Raw genomic sequence first — 19,196 nt, 5'->3', positions numbered from 1 at the left:
AGCGCTCTTTGCCAGTAACACTCTTTGCGATTATCACCTTACTGCTCGGCTCCCATGGTGTCGTTGCGCAGCAACACGATCCACTGCCGTCCTGGAACGACACGGCCGCCAAACAGGCCATCGTCGCGTTCGTTACGCAGGTCACGCAAGAAGGATCGGAGGACTACGTGCCGCCCGCAGAGCGTATCGCCACCTTCGACAATGACGGCAACCTTTGGGCCGAGCAGCCTGCGTATTTCCAGTTGTTCTTCGCTGCTGACCGCATTCGGGCGCTTGCACCGCAACACCCCGAATGGCAAACCGAGGAGCCGTTTGCCGCCTTGCTGAAAGGAGACCTCGAGGTTGTGCATGCCGGCGGCATGGCGGCAGTCAACGATATCGTTATGGCAACGCACGCCGGCATGACTACCGATGAGTTCGCTGCCATCGTGCGGGAATGGGTCGCCACGGCGCGCCACCCGACAACCGACAGACGGTATATCGACATGGTCTACCAGCCCATGCTGGAGTTGCTCGATTACCTGCGCATGAACGAATTTAAGACCTTTATCGTCTCTGGAGGCGGCATCGAATTCATGCGCCCCTGGGTCGAATCTGTATACGGCATACCGCCCGAACAGGTTGTTGGCAGCAGCATAAAGACCCGCTTTGAACTGCGCGATGGCCAACCGGTTCTGGTGCGCCTGCCGGAGATTGATTTCGTCGATGACAAGGCGGGCAAACCGGTGGGTATCAACTCGCACATTGGCAGGCGCCCCCTATTGGCGTCCGGCAATTCCGATGGCGACCTGCAGATGCTGCAGTACACCGCTGCGGGGGCCGGGCCGCGCCTGATGCTCTACCTGCATCACACGGATGCCGAGCGTGAGTGGGCCTATGATCGCGAGTCGAGCATTGGCCGGCTGGATCAGGGACTTGACGAGGCACGCACCAAGGGTTGGACGGTCATCGATATGAAAGCGGACTGGAAGGTGGTGTTTCCAGAGTAGTCGAGAAGGCACGCGTAGCGCCTAGCTCCCGTGTCTTATAGAGTAGTTCAGCTGAACGAATTCCCGGGTGACATAATCCAGAAGCGCGTATATAAAAAAAGCAATCCCCACCATCTCCAAAGACTCCTCAAGCGTGTAGATAATGGTGTAAGTGAGCTCCTCGGCTCCGGGAGAGGAGATGTACTTCCCCCCCAGCATTTCCACTCCCAGCGCTCCCGCCAGATATAGCGTTCCCGAGCCGGCAAAATATAGCCCGCTGCGTCGGGGCAATCGGATCAGGAATCTGGCGAACAGGCCGGCTACCAAGGCGGCAATGATTCCATAGGGAATAACCCATGCGTAATAAAAATAGCCGGATGTGCCTAACGTGGTTCTGACATACACGGTCAGATTTTCGTGCAACGCTGCAGTTTCATCGATAGCCAGAAAGACAAAAATTGTCGCCAGAACGTACCACAGAAGAAATGATTCCTGTTGCTTGCGATGGCCATACGCAATTCCGGCGAGCAGAACGGCTGCCAAAAGCAACTGCAGGGAGGAAAACAACGTCGGGATATTCGCTTCAAGGTTTAGGTTGAAAAGATTGATCCACACGGGAATTTCCCGAATCGGCGCATTAACGATAAACCATGCGACGCCCAGGCTACTGGCGACAACCAGAAAGAGAATCGTGACCAGCAGAACCAGCAGTGTCCTGAGGGGAGATATTTCAATATACACGTAACGATGCCTTTCAGTTAAAAAGCGAGTGGGAAGTGCGGGTTGGGGTTCGCAGATTGCCGGGGTGATCCCGCGCAACCGCAAAACACCGCAGGTTGCAGCTATACGGTACGTTTCAGGCCGGTTCGTCCGGCAGCTGCCACTGGCTCTCGAGATAAAGCTCAAGCGGCTGGTAAGCTGTTTTATAGGCCATTTTAGTGCAGTTACGAATCCAGTAGCCAAGATACAGATAGTCCAGGCCCAGCGTGCGGGCCTGCTCAATCTGCCAGAGGATGGCATAACTGCCGAGGCTGCGTTTGTCTTCCTCGGGGTCGAAGAAGGTGTAGATAGCAGAGAGGCCATCGGTCAGCACATCCACAACGGCAATACCCAGCAAGCGTTCATCGGCAAAGAAACGGTAGTAGCGCGTGCAATCCCAAGCGTCATTGAGGAAGGATTCGTACTGCTCCCGATCGGGCGGATACATATCGCCGTCGGCGTGGCGCTGCTCTATATAACGGTAGTAGAGGTCGTAGGCCGCCTCATCGCGGATGTGCTCGCTGAGCTCCACGCGGATATCGGCATTGCGGCGCCAGGTACGCCGTTGCGCACGGTTAGGCGCAAACGCATTCACCGGAATGCGTGCCGGAATGCAGGCGTTGCAGCGCCCGCAGTGCGGCCGATAAATATGATTGCCACTGCGGCGGAAGCCCATCTGCGAAAGCCGGCTATACAGCAACTGGTCCATGTCCTGCCGCGGATCGATGAACAGGGTGGTGGCTTCCTGGTCTTTCAGGTAGCTGCAGCTATGGGGGTAGGTGGTATATACCTTGAGATCCCGCAGGGATGAGGTCACGGCAGCAGGTCTCCGCAGTGGGTCGGCAGCACCCAGATGGACGGTTCAATACGCTTGTCTACAGTTTGGGCAAGCTCTGCCTCAAAGTCCAGCCTGCTGATATTGCGTGCCCCCATTCTGTTCATGTGTTCGCTCTCTATCTGGCAATCGACCAGCAGAAAACCGGCGCGGCGCAGCAGATGGACAAGAGCAACCAGCGCTATACGAGAGGCACTCGGTACGCGGGAGAACATCGATTCGCCAAAGAATACGCGCCCTTGTGCCACGCCGTAGAGCCCACCCACCAGGTCGCCGTTGCCATTGAGTACCTCTACCGAGTGGGCGATGCCGCGCCGGTGCAACGCCTGGTAAGCCTGCAACATGTCCTCGCTGATCCAGGTGCCGTCGCTGTCGCGCCGGGGTGCCGCGCAGGCTTCCATTACCGAGGCGAAGCGTCGGTCAACGCTGAGCTGCAAGGGCGCCACGCGCAGTGTTTTGCGTAGAGAACGGGATATATGTAGCTCGTTGAGATACAGCACCGAGCGTGGGTCCGGCGTCCACCAGAGCACTGGCTGCGGCGGTTCATACCAGGGGAAGATACCCCGGCGGTAAGCCGCCACCAGACGTTCAGGGGACAGTCCACCGCCAGCGGCCAGCAGGCCGTTGGGGTAGGAGAGGGCGTACCGGGTAGGCGGAAAATCGTCACCGGGCGCCAAACGGGCGATCCCCGGCATGCTGTTAGCCGAGGTTATCCAGGTATTTCTCGGCGTCCAGCGCCGCCATGCAGCCAAACCCGGCCGAGGTAATTGCCTGGCGATAAATATGATCGCCCACGTCGCCGGCGGCGAACACGCCGGGAACGGAGGTGGCCGTGGCGTTGCCCTCGGTGCCACTGCGGAGGATGATATAGCCATCCTTCATGTCCAGCTGGCCCTGGAATATATCCGTGTTCGGCTTGTGACCGATGGCAATGAAGACACCGGCGAGGTCATGGTCGCTGGTTGCGCCGTCTCCGGTCGACCTAACCCGCATACCCGTTACGCCGCTGCTGTCACCCAGCACTTCGTCGAGGGTATGGTTCCAGAGCAGGCGCACTTTGCCTTCCTCGGCGCGCTTGAACAAGCGATCCTGCAACACCTTCTCTGCGCGCAGGCTGTCGCGGCGGTGCACCAGCACCACCTCGGAAGCTATGTTGGCCAGGTACAGGGCCTCTTCGACCGCCGTATTGCCGCCGCCGATGACCGCGACTTTCTGGTTGCGATAGAAAAAGCCATCGCAGGTGGCGCAGGCGCTAACGCCCTTGCCCATAAAGGCCGCCTCACTGGGCAGGCCCAGGTATTGTGCCGATGCGCCGGTGGCGATAATCAGGGCGTCACAGCTGTAGCGGCTGCTACCCTCCAGTTGGAAGGGCCGGCTGGACAGGTCGACCTTCTCGATGTGGTCGAACACCACGGCGGTTTCAAAGCGCTCAACGTGGGCCTGCATTTGCTGCATCAACTCGGGGCCCTGCAGCTCGGCGTGTCCACCGGGCCAGTTTTCCACCTCGGTCGTGGTGGTGAGCTGGCCGCCCTGCTGCATACCCGTGATCACGACCGGCTTCAAATTCGCGCGCGCCGCGTACACCGCTGCCGTGTAGCCTGCCGGGCCGGAACCGAGAATGATCAGAGGGTGATGTTGAACGTCGCTCATGTGGTGATTTCCCGGTTGCTGGTGTTAAATATGGCCCGGCGCGCACGCAGGCGTGCTGGAGTTGCCCGGCGTTGACCGGGGCAGCGTATGGTAATGTAAAGGCCGCGCCGCGGCAAAGGCGAGACCGTTTCTAATTTGTTCTTATAAGTATTTGAATATAATCATAAAATAAAGCACAATTGCGGAATATTGTCGCCCGTGGAAAGGCACTTTTCCACGCCAGTGAGGGGAAATTCAAGCGTGCCTGAGAAATCCGGTCAGCACAGCGTTCTGGGCCCGCGGTTGCGTGAGGGCGCATTTATTGGCGTCAGTGCGGCTTGCCTCTACGTCTTGCTGGCGCTCGTCACCTACAGTCCCAGCGATCCCGGGTGGTCGGCAACCGGTTCCGGCACACGAATACTCAACGCAGGTGGCCCCACTGGCGCATGGGTGGCTGATGTGGCCTTCTCGCTTGTGGGGTTTGCCGCCTACCTTCTGCCCCTGCTACTGGCCTATCGAGCGCTTGTGATTCTGCTGCAGCGCCATCGCCAGCAGGCTTTCGACTGGGTGACTTTCGGTATTCGGGCCCTCGGCCTGGTGCTGGTCATGGTTGCCGGCACGGCGCTGGCAGCGATGAACGATACCGGCAGCTCTGGCCTGCCTCAGGGTGCCGGTGGCATTCTCGGGCAGGCGATCGGGGATGGCTTTACCGTTGCCTTCAGCGCCATCGGCAGCCGCTTGATCCTGCTCGCCGTGTTCCTTTTTGGCATGACTATTTTCGCCGATGTCAGCTGGCTGCGTTTGATGGAGCGCCTCGGGCGCTGGACACTCAACGGCGCACAGCGTGTGCGGCTCTGGTGTGTCAACGCGATTGATAGACTGCGCGACCGGCGCCAGCGGGAAAAGGCGCTGGAGGCACGCAAGGCGGTGATAGACGAGCACGTGGAACGCAGCAAACAGCGCAAGCCACCGAAGATCAAGCCGTTGAAGCCGCGCCCGGAAAAGAGCGAACGCGCCGAAAAGGAAAAACAGCAGCCGCTGTTTGACGCGCCGGTCACCGGCGAACTGCCGGCCCTGAACCTGCTCGACGCGGAGACGAAGGACCCGACCAAGGGTTTTTCCGAAGAGGCGCTGGCGGCCATGTCGCGCCTGCTTGAGCTCAAGCTTGCGGATTTCGGTATCAGTGCAGAGGTGGTGGCGGTGTACCCTGGCCCGGTAATCACCCGTTTCGAGATACAACCGGCTGCCGGCATCAAGGTCTCGCGCATTTCCAACCTCGCCAAGGACCTCGCACGGTCGCTGGCGGTGATCAGTGTGCGCGTGGTGGAAGTGATTCCCGGCAAGTCGGTGGTGGGCATTGAGATCCCCAACGAAGACCGGGAGATCGTCAACTTCCGCGAGGTGCTGTCATCGCGGGCCTTCGACCAGTCGCGTTCGCCGCTGACCCTGGCCCTGGGGCACGACATTTCCGGCGAACCTGTGGTCGCGGACCTGGGTAAAATGCCGCACCTCCTCGTTGCAGGCACCACCGGTTCCGGCAAGTCGGTGGGCGTCAATGCCATGCTGCTCAGCCTGCTCTACAAGTCTACCCCCGCCGATGTGCGGCTGATCATGGTGGACCCGAAGATGCTTGAGCTTTCGGTCTATGATGGCATTCCCCACCTGCTGACCCCGGTGATCACCGACATGAAGGATGCTGCCAACGGCCTGCGTTGGTGTGTGGCGGAAATGGAGCGCCGTTACAAGCTGATGGCACACCTCGGCGTGCGCAACCTGGCCGGTTACAATCGCAAGCTGGCTGACGCCGAGCGGGAAGGAACGCCTATCGTCGACCCGCTGTGGAAGCCGGACCCCATTCTGGCATTGACTGACGAGGAGCAAGAGGCGCCGGCGCTGGAGCGTCTGCCTTCCATTGTCGTGGTGATCGACGAATTTGCTGACATGATGATGATTGTCGGCAAGAAAGTGGAAGAGCTCATTGCGAGAATCGCGCAAAAGGCGAGGGCAGCGGGCATTCACCTCATTCTCGCCACACAGCGACCTTCGGTCGATGTCATTACGGGCCTGATCAAGGCCAACATTCCCACCCGTATCGCCTTTCAGGTGTCCTCCAAGATCGACTCACGGACCATTCTGGACCAGGGTGGCGCAGAGCAATTGCTCGGCCACGGCGACATGCTCTACCTGCCCCCCGGCTCGGGCCTGCCCACACGTGTACACGGCGCTTTCTGTTCCGACGAGGAGGTACACCGCGTAGTGGCCGACTGGAAGCGCCGCGGGGAGCCCCGCTATATCGACGGCTTGCTGGATGAAGGCAGCAGCACGCCGGTGACCGCCGGGGAACTTCAGGCCAGTAACGGGGACGAAGATCCAGAGAGCGACAACCTGTATGATGAAGCCGTACACTATGTGACCCAGAGTCGGCGTGCGTCCATATCATCGGTACAGCGCAAATTACGTATCGGCTACAACCGCGCCGCGCGCCTCATCGAAAGCATGGAACAGGCCGGAGTGGTCAGCGAAATGGGCACCAACGGGCAGCGTGAAGTGCTGGCACCGCCGCCGCCTGAGTAGCCCACTGCGCTCCCCGCAACATTGCACAGGAATCAACACGTGCCTCATGTGAAAAAACTGTCGTATCTTTGCCTGCTGCTGTTCGCCGTTTTGTCCGCACCCTTGCGGGCAGAGGCGGTGGACGAGCTGTTGCAGGCCTTACAATCGATAGAGCGCCTGCAGGGCGACTTTCGTCAGCGGCAGTACGCCACAGACGGCAGCGTGGTGAGCGACTCCGAGGGCCGATTCCGCCTGCTACGCCCGGGCTATTTTGGCTGGGAGATCCGCGCTCCGGACAGCCAGTTGATCATTGCCAACCGGGATTACCTCTGGCACCACGACCGCGACCTGGAAACGGTCACACGCAAGCCCGTGGTGGGCAGTGAAGCGATGACGCCATTGCAGGTGCTGGGCGGTGATGGCGCGGCCCTGCGTCGTGATTACACCGTGCACCGCGACGCGCAGCAGCGTTTTGTGCTCGTCCCCCGCGGACCGGACGCGGGTTTCCAGGAACTGACTCTGGCACTGGAGGGCAACACCTTGCAGGGCATGGAAGTGCAGGACAACCTCAACCAGCGCGTGGTGATCACGTTTACAGCGCTGGATACGCAAACCCCGATGACGCCTGCAGAATTCGACTTCACGCCGCCCCCCGGCGCGGATCTGTTTTACCAGGCAGAGTAGCGCTTGGCCGACGACCTGTTCAGCGCCAACGACGAAGCGGGTTACCAGCCGCTGGCGGCACGCCTGCGTCCGCAAGCCCTGGACACTTTTGCCGGGCAGGCGCACCTTCTGGGGCCCGGCAAGCCGCTGCGCCAGGCCATCGAGAGGCGCCAGCTGCACTCGATGATTTTCTGGGGCCCCCCGGGGGTTGGCAAAACCACCCTGGCGCGTATTGTGGCCGGCGCTGCCAACGCGCACTTCCTGCAGCTTTCGGCGGTGCTTGCCGGCGTGCGGGAAATACGCGAAGCCATCAGCCAGGCGCGTCAGCAGCGTGCCACAGGGCGCGACACGATTCTGTTTGTCGATGAAGTGCACCGTTTCAACAAGAGTCAGCAGGATGCGTTTTTGCCCCATGTGGAAGACGGCACCGTCATTTTTATCGGCGCCACCACCGAAAACCCCTCGTTCGAACTGAATAATGCGCTGCTTTCCCGCGCCCGTGTCTACAAATTGCGTGCGCTGGAGTCGAGCGCGTTACTGGACGTGTTGCGCCGCGGTGTCGCTGCGCTTTCGCCCGCGGTTGGCGTCGACGAAGAGTGCCTGCTACAGATTGCGGGGCAGGCCGACGGGGATGCCCGGCGCGCCCTGAATCTGCTCGAACTGGCCGCCGATCTCGCGGACGAGCAGGGCGGCAGGCGCATCATCACAGTCACAACTCTGGAAGAAGTGTTACAGGCCTCGTTACGGCGCTTCGACAAGGGCGGAGACCTGTTCTATGACCAGATCAGTGCCCTGCACAAGGCCGTGCGTGGCTCGGCCCCGGACGCCGCCGCGTATTGGCTTTGCCGGATGCTGGACGGGGGCTGCGATGCGCTGTATCTGGCGCGGCGCATCGTGCGCATGGCGAGCGAAGATATCGGCAACGCCGACCCGCGCGCCCTCAGCCTGTGCCTGGATGCCTGGCAGGTACAGGAGCGCCTGGGCAGCCCCGAGGGAGAGCTCGCTCTCGCGCAGGCTGTTATCTACCTCGCCTGTGCGCCCAAGAGCAATGCGGTGTATAGCGCTTACAAGGCGGCGCTGGCCGATGTGCAAAGCCAGGGCAGCAGCGAAGTACCCCTGCACTTGCGCAACGCACCGACGGCGCTGATGAAAGCGGAGGGCCACGGCGACGATTACCGCTACGCCCACGACGAGGAGGGTGCCTATGCCGCGGGAGAAAACTATTTCCCGGAGGCGCTGCAGTCGCGACGCTACTATTTCCCGGTAGCGCGCGGCCTGGAGCAGAAGATCGGCGAAAAACTCGAGTACCTGCGCGGCCTGGACCAGAACAGCAATCGGCAGCGCTACCCGCGCAAGCCGTGAGCGCGCCGCAGGGCGCTGCCCCGGAGACAAAAAATCAGTACAATGCGCGCTGGCAACTGGACCCTGCGGGTTTTCCCATGAAGTACCTGGTTTTCGTTGCACTCGGGGGAGCAGCGGGCTCGGTTTCCCGTTACCTGCTGTCGCAGTGGACCCAGGCACAGTGGCAGGGTGCGTTTCCCCTGGCCACGTTGCTGGTCAACCTTCTGGGCTCCTGCGCTATCGGTGTGATATTTGCGCTGCTGGAGCGCCAGATTCTGCATGCGGACTGGCGCGGCCTGCTGATGGTTGGCTTCCTGGGGGCGTTCACCACGTTCTCCACCTTTTCCCTGGAGACCTTCGCGCTCTGGGAGTCGGGCCAGGCAGCGCAGGCAGTGGGGTATATGCTGGCCAGTGTCACGCTCTGCGTCGTCGGCGCCGGCCTCGCCATCACCCTGACCCGGGCTCTGCTCTGATAGCGGGCCCGCACAACAGACAACAGGAACACAGAAAATGCTGGATATCAAAGCGGTGCGACAGGACCCGCAAGCCATCGCGGCGCAACTGGCGCGGCGTGGTTTCACTTTCGATGTTGCCGCCTTCGAAGCACTCGATGCACAGCGCAAGCAGGCGGATATGGATAGCCAGTCGCTGTTGGCAGAGCGCAAGCGCGCCTCCAAAACCATCGGCCAGCTGGTTGGGCAGGGCATGAGCGTCGATGACGCCAAAGCGCAGGTCAACCTCACACTGGATAAAATCGCCGCCCAGCTCGATACCCTCACCGATCAGGCCCGGGACGTGCAGGCGAGGCTTGAGGAATTCATGCTGGGTGTGCCAAACCTGCTGGCACCCGAGGTGCCCGAGGGCACGCGCGAGGAAGACAACACCGAGGTAGCACGGTTCGGTGAGCCGCGCGTGTTTGATTTTCCGGTGCGCGATCATGTGGAGATCGGTGAGGCACTGCAGCAGCTTGACGTCGAGACTGCGGGCAAGATCACCGGCTCCCGATTCACCGTGATGTACGGCCCACTGGCGCGCCTGCACCGCGCCCTGATCCAGTTCATGCTCAACCTGCACACCGGCGAACACGGTTATCGCGAAATTTACGTGCCCTATATTGTCAATGGCGAATCCCTGCGTGGCACCGGGCAGCTGCCGAAGTTCGCCGAGGACCTGTTCAGGTTGCACGGCGAGCAGGACTACTACCTGATTCCCACCGCGGAGGTGCCGGTGACCAACGTGGCGCGCGAGCGGATTTTCGAGGATGCAGAGCTCGGCACCGAAGGCATGTGGTTTGCCTGCCACACGCCGTGTTTCCGCAGTGAAGCGGGCAGCTATGGGCGCGATACGCGCGGTTTGGTTCGCCAGCACCAGTTCGAGAAAGTGGAACTGGTACAGCTGGTACGTCCCGGCCAGTCCGAGCAGGCACTGGAGGCACTCACAGGCCATGCAGAGCGCGTGTTGCAACTGCTCGAGTTGCCGTATCGCAAGATGGCACTGTGCGCCGGCGATACCGGTTTTTCCGCGCGGCGCACCTACGACCTCGAGGTGTGGTTGCCCGCCCAGGACACCTACCGCGAGATATCGTCCTGCAGCAGCTTCGGCGATTTTCAGGCGCGGCGCATGCAGGCCCGTTGGCGCAACCCGGAAACCGGCAAGCCGGAGCTGCTGCATACCCTGAATGGTTCCGGCCTCGCGGTGGGACGCACGCTCGTGGCGCTGCTGGAGAACTACCAGCAAGCAGACGGCAGTGTCACTATTCCCGCTGTCCTGCAGCCTTACATGGGTGGCTTGACGCAGCTTTGAGTGCGCAGAGTGCTCGCCACAGGAGGCGCCTAGCATGGAATCACTGCCACTCTTCCTGAAGCTTCACGGCACCCCGGTCGTATTGGTGGGCGGGGGGCAGGTGGCGACCCGCAAGGCCAGGCTGTTACAGGCAGCAGGTGCCTGCATCACCGTGGTCGCGCCAGAGGCGTGTAGCGAGCTTCTCGACCTGCTTGGCTTGCAGGGTTCGACTGATGTTAGCAGTACCGAGCCGCTCTGCCATCGCTGGCTGGCCGCCGCCTATGAGGGCGCAAAGCAGCTGGAGGGCGCGCGTCTGGTGGTTGTAGCCACGCCCAACAGAACCCTCAACGCAGTGGTCTCCGCCGATGCCAGCGCTGCGGGTATTCTGGTCAACGTGGTGGACTCACCGGAGCTGTGCACGTTTATTTTTCCGGCCATTGTTGATCGCTCACCCCTGGTCATTGCCATCGGCAGTAACGGTGCCAGCCCCGTACTGGCGCGGCAACTGCGGCGGCGTATCGAAGCGATGGTGCCTGCCGCGTACGGTCGTCTGGCGGCATTCGCACGCGGTTTGCGCGCAACGGTGGCACGCGCCCTGCCCGATGTGGAGCACAGAAGGCGGTTCTGGGAGCAGATTATCGATGGCCCCATCGCCACACAGGTACTCAACGGTCGCGAGGAAGAGGCAAAGAGCAGGCTCGAAGCGCTGCTGGCGCAGCAGCAGCGCAATCCCAAGAGTCTGAATCAGGGCGAGGTTTACCTGATCGGCGCCGGCCCGGGCGATCCTGACTTGATGACCTTCAAGGCCCTGCGCCTGTTGCAGTCGGCCGACGTGGTCCTCTACGACCGGTTGGTGAGCCCCGCGATCACCGATCTGGCGCGCCGTGATGCCGAGCGTATTTATGTGGGCAAACAGCGCTCCGACCACAGCGTTCCGCAAGCGGAGATCAACCAGCGGCTGCTGGATCTCGCCCGCGAAGGTCGTCGCGTGGCGCGCCTTAAAGGGGGCGATCCTTTCATTTTCGGCCGCGGCGGTGAGGAAATCGAATTGCTGGCGCGACACCACATCCCCTTTCAGGTGGTGCCCGGCATCACCGCTGCCAGTGGCGCCGCCAGTTATGCCGGCATCCCATTGACGCATCGCGAGCATGCGCAATCGGTGCGTTTCGTGGCCGGTTACCTCAAAGACAACCGACTGGAACACCGCTGGCAGGAGTTTCTCTCACCCAACGAAACCCTGGTGTTCTATATGGGGCTGGCCGCGCTGGAAGTCATTTGCAGCCAGCTGGTTGCCCATGGCCGCTCCCCGGAAACACCGGTGGCTGTCATCGAACGCGCCACGCTGCCCGAACAGCGTGTCATCACCGGCACCCTGAGTAGCATCAGTGACATTGTCACTGCCTCGCGCCCGTCAGCGCACACCCTGATTATTATCGGTTCCGTGGTTGACCTGCAGGCGCAACTGGCCTGGTTCGGGCCCGATACCCCCCAGCCCGCGGGCTGATCAACCCCCTGATCAGGTGCTATTGCCTGCGCCACACGAGCAAGCGGTTATTCGCCGGCATGGCTGTATCGCTTTCAAGGCAGAAACCTGTGTCTTCGGCGAGGGGCTGCAGGTCGTCCATGTCCCGCAGTCCCATGTGCGCCGCTCGTGCGCGCAGTGACCTATCGAAGTCGGCGTTGCTGCCACTGGTGTGGCGACCGCCGTAGCGGAACGGTCCGTAGAGGCAAAAGGGGGCACCCGGGGAAAGCACACGGCCCAGGCCGTGGAAAAGCGCTTCCACTTCGTTCCAGCTCATGATGTGTGCGGTGTTGGCGGAGAACGCCATATCGGCCTGTGTCAGTGGCCACACGGTATCGGCCACATTCAGCACCAGCGGCTGGGCAAGATTGGCCAACGCTGCTGCAGCAAGCCTGGGCCGACAGGTTTCAATACTCGCTGGATGATCACTGGGCTGCCAGGTCAGGTGCGGCAACGCAGCGGCAAAATAGACCGCGTGTTGCCCCGTTCCCGAACCCACTTCCAGGGCGGTACCGGGGCCCACAAACACCTCTTTTAACCGCGCCAGAATCGGCTGCTTGTTGTTTTCGCAGGCCTGGGAGTAGGGCAGTGAAACCATGAGGGCTACACGGGCGCCCGGTCGTAAATGGGGAAGCCCGGTACCTCATTGGTAACGACCGGGAAAATCGTCTGTCGCGCGGGCACCATCTCGTCGGCATAGTTCCGGTAGATAGCTGCACGCAGTGCGCCAGGTGTTTCATAACCGGTCTGGTCGGCGAGGTCGTCAAGAATGGTGCGCACCCGGTTCTTGCTGAGCTCGTGGCTGCTGGCGATTTCCAACAGGCTGTCACCGGCAATAAAATCTTCAAACACCTGCATGGTTTCCAGTGTCCAGCGTGCTCCGAGCGAACCGATAATGGTGCCATCTGGTTCCGCGCGCACCAGGCTGCGCGTGAAAGGGTCTTCCACATTGGCCAGGTAAGTGAGGAACCCGACTTGTAGTCTGATGACGTTGAGAATGCCGCGGAAAAGGCGCCCGGAGGGCGTCAGCAGCCACACCCAGGCGGTGGCATTGCCGTACTGCCGCGCCGCGTCCTCCAGCAACCCGCCGATAGGATCCTTGGTCAGCGGCGCAGTACGCCGCCAGGCACTGGGCAGGACATTGGTCATAGGGGCGCGGTGCGCCAGCTCAGACAGCGTTTTACCGCGTACTTCCTCCAGAGTCATCCCGTGCATGCGCAATGACGCCGGCGACATGTCCACCACGCGCATATCATCCCCGAGGCGGGTGACTGGCATTATTGCCCCGAGCCCCTCAATCCAATCCATTGTCATATGCTAAAGCCCGTCTCTGGCAAGCCTGAAGGTTAGCCGTCCTACCCTGGACGGCGTGGAAAAGTCCGTAACACACGGATGCAGTCGATATTCCTGCTAGTGCTCGTCTGCGCCCGATTCACTGTGCTGGGCAAACTGCTGTTGGCGCAAAAGCAGGGCATCCACCAGAATGTTGCCGGCCTCAGTGAGCAGCACATCCGGTTGCTCTGACTCATCGGCGTCGGCATCCGGCTCTGGTTCTGCGTCCTCGTCGTCCTCGACAAACTCGTCCTCCAGCGACGTCAGCAGCTCTTCACCGCGTGCTGCACGGCGGCGGTTCTCAATGGCCAGTGCCTTGCTCTCCTGCATTTCGCGCATGGCGATGCGCGCCTTTTCATTCAACGGCAGCGCTTTGACCGTGCGCGCCTCCTCAGCAAGGTGCACCTGTTCCTCGAGATAGACGAAATCCGGATTGCTCACACTGCGCTCGCGAAACTGACGCGTCAGCTCCGGTACCACCGCCGCAATATCGCCGTAGCGGCGGTGCTTCACCGGGTTGATCTGGTCCCAGTTCAGCGCGTGATCCAGGGCGCTCTCGCCGATTTCCTCGGGGTCGAACAGCGAGGGAAACATCACATCGGGCACCACGCCGCGATGCTGCGTGCTATCACCGGAGATGCGGTAGAATTTCGATTCGGTGAGTTTCAGTTGGCCCTCGGTAAGCGGCACCATCGTTTGCACAGTACCTTTACCGAAGGAACGGTCACCCACAATAATGCCACGCTGATAATCCTGGATCGCACCGGCGAAGATTTCTGACGCAGACGCGCTCAGGCGGTTGATGAGTACGACAAGCGGGCCGTCGTAGTAAGGACCGCGTACCCGCTTGCCGTCGCGCCAGACGCGGCGTGAGGAATGGCGAATCTGCACGGTGGGGCCGTATTCGATAAACAGCCCGGTCAACTCGTTGGCTTCCTGCAGGGAACCGCCCCCGTTGTGGCGCAGGTCGATGACGATGCCCTCGACACCCTCGTCTTCCAGTTCGGTCAACAGCTTGCGTACGTCGCGGGTGGTGCTCTTGTAGTCTTCGTCGCCACGCCGCATGGCTTCGAAGTCGATGTAGAAGGCGGGGATATCGATCACCCCGATCTTCACGGTCTGGTCCCCCTCGGGCACTTCAAGCACATGCTTTTGCGCGGACTGTTCCTCCAGCTTGACCTGGTTGCGCACGATGGTGATTTCCTTGCGGGCGTCGGTCGCGGGCGCCTTGGCGGGTATTACCTGCAAGCGGACGGTAGAGTCCTTGGGCCCGCGTATCAACTCGACGACCTCGTCCAGGCGCCAGCCGATCACGTCCTCGAAACTGCCATCTTCGCCCTGGGCGACACCCACAATGCGGTCCGATGGCTGCAAGTCCCCCTGTTTATCCGCCGGGCCTGCGGCAACCAATCGGGCAACCTTGGTGTATTCGTCCTCCATTTGCAGCACGGCACCGATGCCTTCCAGCGACAGGCTCATGTTGATGTTGAAGTTTTCCGAGCGACGCGGCGAAAGATAGTTGGTGTGCGGGTCGTACAATTCTGTCAGGGCGTTAGCGTACACCTGGAAAACATCCTGGGCGTTGTACTGCTCGATGCGTTTGAGCTGGTTGCGGTAGCGTTTCTCCAGCGTAGGCACGATGTCGTCAGCTTCTTTTTCGCTGAGCCGCAGGCTCAACACCTGGTTCTTCAAGTGGCGCCGCCAGCGATCGTCGAGCTCTTCTTCACTGCTCGCCCATGCCCGATCTTCGCCATCGAGCTCGTACTCTTCCTCAAGGGCAAAGTCCATGGCAGCAACGCGCTCTTCAAGCGTATCCACAACGCCCTCAAGGCGGTCCTGCAGGCGCTGCTGGAACCGGTTGAAGATAGCGAAGCCCGCTTGCAGGTTGCCCGCATGCAGGTCTTCATCCATCACGGTGCGATAGCGCTCGAAGTCGGCCAGATCCGCCTGCGTGAAGAACATCTTCCCGCCGTCTAGGCTGTCGATGTAATTGTCGAGGTGCAGGGAGGACAGATTGTCGTCATACACCAGCTTGGCGTAGTGACGCTCCTCCAGCTGTTCGATCAACTCGACAATGGTTTCCCGCTGACTGTCTGTGTACGCAATGGAGGCGGCAACGCCCATCGGCAAAGCCGCTACCAGCAGGGCCGCAACCCCCAGCAGGACGATCCGCAAGTGCCTCGCCCGGAAGGCCAGATTGTTTGACAAAGTCGATATCTCCTGTGTTCGAAGCAAGCAGTGTAACCCTGTGCAGAGTTGCATCCAATCCCATGATTATGGTTATCGGTACTCGCTTATGACAGCGCTTAAGTATCGGTGTTCCCGTCCCTCCCGCGCTGGACTGGTGTACCATGGCTTTTCAGGATGCCGACACAGGGGCACGCGAGCCCGTGAACCCGATTGAACTCACCAACAGCATGATTTTCTGGGGCGCTCTGCTGGCGCTGCTGTGCGTTGTTGCCAGCGGCTTGTCACGGCGTGTGGGCGCCCCCGTGCTGCTGGTGTTCCTGGTACTGGGCATGCTGGCCGGGGAAGAGGGCGTGGGTGGACTGCGCTTTGACAACGTCAGCCAGGCTTTCCTGTTCGGCAGCCTGGCGTTGGCCATCATCATCTTCGATGGCGGTCAGGGCGCCCGTCGCGACACGTTCCGGGTGAGCCTGGGGCCGGCACTATCACTGGCGACCGTTGGTGTTGTACTCACGGCGGGCATCACCGGCCTGGTCACGCACTTCCTGCTCGACCTGAGCTGGCTGGAATCACTACTGATTGGCGCCATCGTGGGGTCAACGGATGCCGCCGCTGTGTTCGGCCTGTTGCGCTCTGCCGGGCTACAGCTCAAGGAGCGCACCAGTGCCACGCTGGAGGTGGAGTCGGGGAGCAACGACCCCATGGCCATTTTCCTCACCATCACGCTGGTGGAACTGATTTCATTGCAGGCAGAAAATCCCGGCGTGCGCATTCTGGGAGCATTTGCCGAGCAAATGGGCCTGGGCCTGGCAATCGGCTTTGCCGGTGGTTATGTGCTGGTGCAATTATTGAAACGGCTGTCCCTGCCGGTATCCATGTATCCGTTGTTGGCACTGGCGGGTGGCATGAGCGTATTCGGTATCGCGAACCTCTGGGGGGGCAGTGGCTTTCTCGCCATCTACCTGGTTGGCATCCTGATCGGCAATGCGTCCCTGCCTCACGCGAAGGATATTCGTCGCTTCCACGACGGCATTGCCTGGCTGGCCCAAATCGGCATGTTTCTGATGCTGGGCCTGCTGGTGACCCCGAGCAGCCTGGTGCCGCTGGTACTTCCGGCTCTGGGTATCGCCCTTGCGTTGATATTGGTAGCGCGCCCTCTGGCCGTTGCGGTGTCCCTGTTTCCCTTCCATTTCCCCTGGCGCGAGCAGGTGTTCATCAGCTGGTGTGGCTTGCGCGGCGCGGTGCCGATCATTCTCGCGCTGTTTCCGTCGCTGGCGGGGCTGGAGCATGCGCACGTATTTTTCGAGCTGGCCTTCTTCGTGGTGCTGGTGTCGCTGGTGCTGCAGGGCTGGACGATTGCGCCGATTGCGCGCTGGCTGGGCATCGAAGTGCCGCCGGTCCTGGTAGACCCGGAGCACCTGGTGCTGCGCATCCCCGATGAGCAGGAAAAAGAGGTGCTGGTGTACCGGGCGGTGGCGGGGAGCCCCGCCATCGGCATGCGCGCGGGGCGCCTGCCGCTTTCTGGTGGGGCCCAGTTGGTGGGTGTTGTGCGCCAGGGTGTGTTGTTGGACAACCCTCGAGAACAGGATGTCGAGCTGGAAGACCACGTTATGGTGCTGGGCAACGACGGCGCCGCACCGGCACTGGCACGGCTATTCACGCCGGCAGACGCCAGCAGCTCGCAGAAGGCATCGGCGTTCTACGGGGACTTCGTGCTCAAGCCCGGCGCGCGGTTGGCGGACATTTCACTCATGTACGGTATAGCGGTGCCCGAGGCGTTGCAGGCACTGACCGTGGGGGAGTTCATCAACCGTCAGTTCCATCACAAGGCGGTGGTCGGCGACAGGGTGTCACTCGACAGTGTGGAGTTTGTGGTCAAGAAGCTCGACGGCGATCAGATTGCCGTGGTCGGCCTCAAGCTGGGCTAGACACTCAATCTGCGTCGCTGGCAATAATCTCAATGCCGGCCAGGTCCTGCGCATAGCGCTTCTTGCGCGGCAGATCCATGCCCCGCAGAATCTGGATACGCTGCGCCTGTGGTGACCCCGCCCCGTGCAACGACTCCGTCAGGTAACCCACCGCATTGCGTCCCAGTGTCATGTTCTCGATCAGGCGCAGCATACGGGTTCGGCTTTCCACCGGTATGTCTGCACGTCCCTGAAAGTATTTGTGCAACAACGGTCCGGCTTCTGCGTGCTCAAAGTCCGCCTGTGACGGCAGCGTCACCATCAGTCCGCCCGCAAGGTCCTGCGCGAAGCGCGCGATCTCGTAGGGGAAGCGGGTAACGTTGTGTTTGCAGACGTTGGCCAGCATTTCATCATTCATCCAGATACCCGAATCGAGCTGTGTTGCCTCATGGGATGAGGCGATGGCCGAAGAGTAGATGGTTTCGTTCAGGTGCGTCATCTCAACCAGCTTGTCCTTGATGTGGCTGGCGGTATCGGCCCCGTTGTACTCGGCAATGGACGCGGCGGCACCCACCATCACATCCCCCAGCCCGGTTTTACACACGTAGCTGGCGCGGTGATAGGCCGTAAAGCGCGCAACCATGGGCTGTGCGAATTCATACTCACCGTCCATGAGCACGTGCTCCCAGGGGATAAATACATTGTCGAACACCACCAGGGTTTCCTGGCCGCCAAACCGGGCATTGCCCTTGTCGATGTCGCCGGTCTCCAGAGCCCGGGTATCGCAACTCTGACGCCCGTAAATGTAGGTGAGACCCTCTGCATCCCCTGGCACCATGCCGACCACGGCGTAGTCGCGATCAGCCGCTCCCATGTTCATGGTGGGCATGATGCAAATCCAGTGGCTGTTGAGGCCACCGGTCATGTGCGCTTTGGCCCCGGTAACATACAGGCCACGCGCGTTGCGCGCCGTAACGTGCAAAAACAGGTCAGGGTCTGACTGCTCATGCGGACGTTTGCTGCGATCGCCTTTGGGGTCGGTCATACCCGCGCCGATGATCACATTGTGGCGCTGCGCCTCGCGCATGAAGGCAAGGTACCGCTGGTGATACTCGGTGCCGTGCTGCTGGTCGATGTCCCAGGTGATGGAGTGCAACACGCTGATGGTGTCCAACCCGGCGCAGCGCTGAAAACAGGTGCCGGTAATCTGCCCCAAACGCCGTTGCATACGGTTTTTCAGCACCAGGTCCTGCGGTGATTCAACGATGTGTAGAAAGCGGTTGACCCGGGCGTCGACAAGCGACGAATGCGCGGTTGCCAATTCGGGGTCTTCCAGGGCCAGATCATAGGTGGCGCACAGGGCGTTGATAGAGGGGCGAATGATCGGGTGGTCGACGGGCTCTGCAATACGTTCGCCCATCAGGTAGACCGTGACATTGCGGTTACGCAGGCTCTGTACATAATCGTCGCTGTTGACGATCGGTGCAAAACGCGCCCAGCGTTCGTTGGCGGTATCTTCTGTGCGCTGTGGAACTATTGCATTCACTGTGTAATACCCTCAGGTTTTGTTACTCGAGCCAATTTATCGAACTGGCGCCAGCCGCAACCACGCTTTACCGCGTGAGGTTGGGGGCTCGCACCCTCAGTGCTCCGTTGTATGCTAGATTCTCACGTTTGTCGATTGCCCAATACGGCTGTAAAGCCATGGGTCGAGGAGG

Annotated in this window: 16 protein-coding genes; 8 read left to right on the top strand and 8 right to left on the bottom strand. The window is 61.0% G+C overall.

Annotation, left to right across the window (positions count from 1 at the left end):
- Positions 1-8: 8 nt before the first annotated feature.
- Positions 9-989 (top strand): HAD family hydrolase, encoded by a 981-nt coding sequence (locus G533_RS0107585; protein WP_240472397.1) that lies wholly within the window; start codon positions 9-11, stop codon positions 987-989.
- 21 nt (positions 990-1,010) lie between these two features.
- Here the strand turns inward: G533_RS0107585 and G533_RS0107580 are convergent, their stop codons facing one another.
- From G533_RS0107580 to trxB, 4 genes are all read right to left on the bottom strand, one after another.
- Complete coding sequence (locus tag G533_RS0107580; RefSeq protein ID WP_027949435.1) at positions 1,011-1,709, bottom strand: DUF8692 domain-containing protein; 699 nt, start codon at positions 1,707-1,709, stop codon at positions 1,011-1,013.
- A 115-nt stretch (positions 1,710-1,824) separates the two neighbouring features.
- Positions 1,825-2,544 (bottom strand): arginyltransferase, encoded by a 720-nt coding sequence (locus G533_RS0107575; RefSeq protein ID WP_027949434.1) that lies wholly within the window; start codon positions 2,542-2,544, stop codon positions 1,825-1,827.
- On the bottom strand, positions 2,541-3,257 hold the full coding sequence (gene aat / locus G533_RS0107570; RefSeq protein WP_035527042.1) for a leucyl/phenylalanyl-tRNA--protein transferase: 717 nt from the start codon (positions 3,255-3,257) through the stop codon (positions 2,541-2,543). The genes G533_RS0107575 and aat overlap by 4 nt, the downstream gene beginning before the upstream one ends.
- A gap of 4 nt (positions 3,258-3,261) precedes the next feature.
- Positions 3,262-4,212, bottom strand: coding sequence for a thioredoxin-disulfide reductase (trxB, locus tag G533_RS0107565; protein WP_027949432.1), 951 nt, complete (start codon positions 4,210-4,212; stop codon positions 3,262-3,264).
- Positions 4,213-4,452: 240 nt separating this feature from the next.
- On the opposite strand from trxB, the gene G533_RS0107560 reads away from it, so the two are divergent.
- The 6 genes from G533_RS0107560 (at position 4,453) to cysG (ending at position 12,034) form a co-directional block, all read left to right on the top strand.
- Positions 4,453-6,765, top strand: a complete 2,313-nt coding sequence (locus G533_RS0107560) for a DNA translocase FtsK (RefSeq protein ID WP_027949431.1) — start codon at positions 4,453-4,455, stop codon at positions 6,763-6,765.
- Between the two features lie 39 nt (positions 6,766-6,804).
- Positions 6,805-7,428 carry an outer membrane lipoprotein periplasmic chaperone LolA gene (gene lolA, locus G533_RS0107555; protein ID WP_027949430.1) on the top strand — a complete coding sequence of 208 codons (624 nt, stop codon included), beginning with the start codon at positions 6,805-6,807 and terminating at the stop codon, positions 7,426-7,428.
- Between the two features lie 3 nt (positions 7,429-7,431).
- Complete coding sequence (locus tag G533_RS0107550) at positions 7,432-8,769, top strand: replication-associated recombination protein A (RefSeq protein WP_027949429.1); 1,338 nt, start codon at positions 7,432-7,434, stop codon at positions 8,767-8,769.
- A gap of 77 nt (positions 8,770-8,846) precedes the next feature.
- Positions 8,847-9,221 carry a fluoride efflux transporter CrcB gene (gene crcB / locus G533_RS0107545; RefSeq protein WP_027949428.1) on the top strand — a complete coding sequence of 125 codons (375 nt, stop codon included), beginning with the start codon at positions 8,847-8,849 and terminating at the stop codon, positions 9,219-9,221.
- Between the two features lie 37 nt (positions 9,222-9,258).
- A complete protein-coding gene (gene serS / locus G533_RS0107540; RefSeq protein WP_027949427.1) occupies positions 9,259-10,551 on the top strand; it encodes a serine--tRNA ligase in 1,293 nt (430 codons plus the stop codon).
- A 34-nt stretch (positions 10,552-10,585) separates the two neighbouring features.
- The gene (cysG, locus tag G533_RS0107535) at positions 10,586-12,034 is read left to right on the top strand and encodes a siroheme synthase CysG (RefSeq protein WP_027949426.1); all 1,449 of its coding nucleotides are present in this window, start codon (positions 10,586-10,588) and stop codon (positions 12,032-12,034) included.
- 19 nt (positions 12,035-12,053) lie between these two features.
- On the opposite strand, the gene G533_RS0107530 is transcribed toward cysG, so the two are convergent.
- From G533_RS0107530 to G533_RS21055, 3 genes are all read right to left on the bottom strand, one after another.
- Positions 12,054-12,650 (bottom strand): DUF938 domain-containing protein, encoded by a 597-nt coding sequence (locus tag G533_RS0107530; RefSeq protein WP_027949425.1) that lies wholly within the window; start codon positions 12,648-12,650, stop codon positions 12,054-12,056.
- A 5-nt stretch (positions 12,651-12,655) separates the two neighbouring features.
- The gene (locus G533_RS0107525) at positions 12,656-13,330 is read right to left on the bottom strand and encodes a PAS domain-containing protein (RefSeq protein ID WP_144079821.1); all 675 of its coding nucleotides are present in this window, start codon (positions 13,328-13,330) and stop codon (positions 12,656-12,658) included.
- Positions 13,331-13,462: 132 nt separating this feature from the next.
- A complete protein-coding gene (locus tag G533_RS21055) occupies positions 13,463-15,508 on the bottom strand; it encodes a carboxy terminal-processing peptidase (RefSeq protein WP_051230110.1) in 2,046 nt (681 codons plus the stop codon).
- 227 nt (positions 15,509-15,735) lie between these two features.
- Here G533_RS21055 and G533_RS0107515 point away from each other — a divergent pair, with 227 nt between their 5' ends.
- Positions 15,736-17,499 carry a potassium/proton antiporter gene (locus tag G533_RS0107515; protein WP_084638867.1) on the top strand — a complete coding sequence of 588 codons (1,764 nt, stop codon included), beginning with the start codon at positions 15,736-15,738 and terminating at the stop codon, positions 17,497-17,499.
- A gap of 4 nt (positions 17,500-17,503) precedes the next feature.
- On the opposite strand, the gene G533_RS0107510 is transcribed toward G533_RS0107515, so the two are convergent.
- The gene (locus G533_RS0107510) at positions 17,504-19,024 is read right to left on the bottom strand and encodes a 4-hydroxyphenylacetate 3-hydroxylase family protein (RefSeq protein WP_027949422.1); all 1,521 of its coding nucleotides are present in this window, start codon (positions 19,022-19,024) and stop codon (positions 17,504-17,506) included.
- Positions 19,025-19,196 lie beyond the last annotated feature (172 nt).

This window comes from Haliea salexigens DSM 19537, from assembly GCF_000423125.1.
Taxonomy (GTDB): Bacteria; Pseudomonadota; Gammaproteobacteria; order Pseudomonadales; family Halieaceae; genus Haliea; species Haliea salexigens.
The sequence above is the reverse complement of the archived record's forward strand: the minus strand, read 5'-3'. Positions and strand labels throughout refer to the sequence as shown.

Bases quoted from the DNA above. Each gene is read 5' to 3' on its own strand.
- aat (WP_035527042.1), bottom strand. From the start codon at position 3,257: ATGCCGGGGATCGCCCGTTTGGCGCCCGGTGACGATTTTCCGCCTACC.
- trxB (WP_027949432.1), bottom strand. From the start codon at position 4,212: ATGAGCGACGTTCAACATCACCCTCTGATCATTCTCGGTTCCGGCCCG.
- crcB (WP_027949428.1), top strand. From the start codon at position 8,847: ATGAAGTACCTGGTTTTCGTTGCACTCGGGGGAGCAGCGGGCTCGGTT.
- serS (WP_027949427.1), top strand. From the start codon at position 9,259: ATGCTGGATATCAAAGCGGTGCGACAGGACCCGCAAGCCATCGCGGCG.
- cysG (WP_027949426.1), top strand. From the start codon at position 10,586: ATGGAATCACTGCCACTCTTCCTGAAGCTTCACGGCACCCCGGTCGTA.
- G533_RS0107530 (WP_027949425.1), bottom strand. From the start codon at position 12,650: ATGGTTTCACTGCCCTACTCCCAGGCCTGCGAAAACAACAAGCAGCCG.
- G533_RS0107525 (WP_144079821.1), bottom strand. From the start codon at position 13,330: ATGCCAGTCACCCGCCTCGGGGATGATATGCGCGTGGTGGACATGTCG.
- G533_RS21055 (WP_051230110.1), bottom strand. From the start codon at position 15,508: ATGGGCGTTGCCGCCTCCATTGCGTACACAGACAGTCAGCGGGAAACC.
- G533_RS0107515 (WP_084638867.1), top strand. From the start codon at position 15,736: ATGGCTTTTCAGGATGCCGACACAGGGGCACGCGAGCCCGTGAACCCG.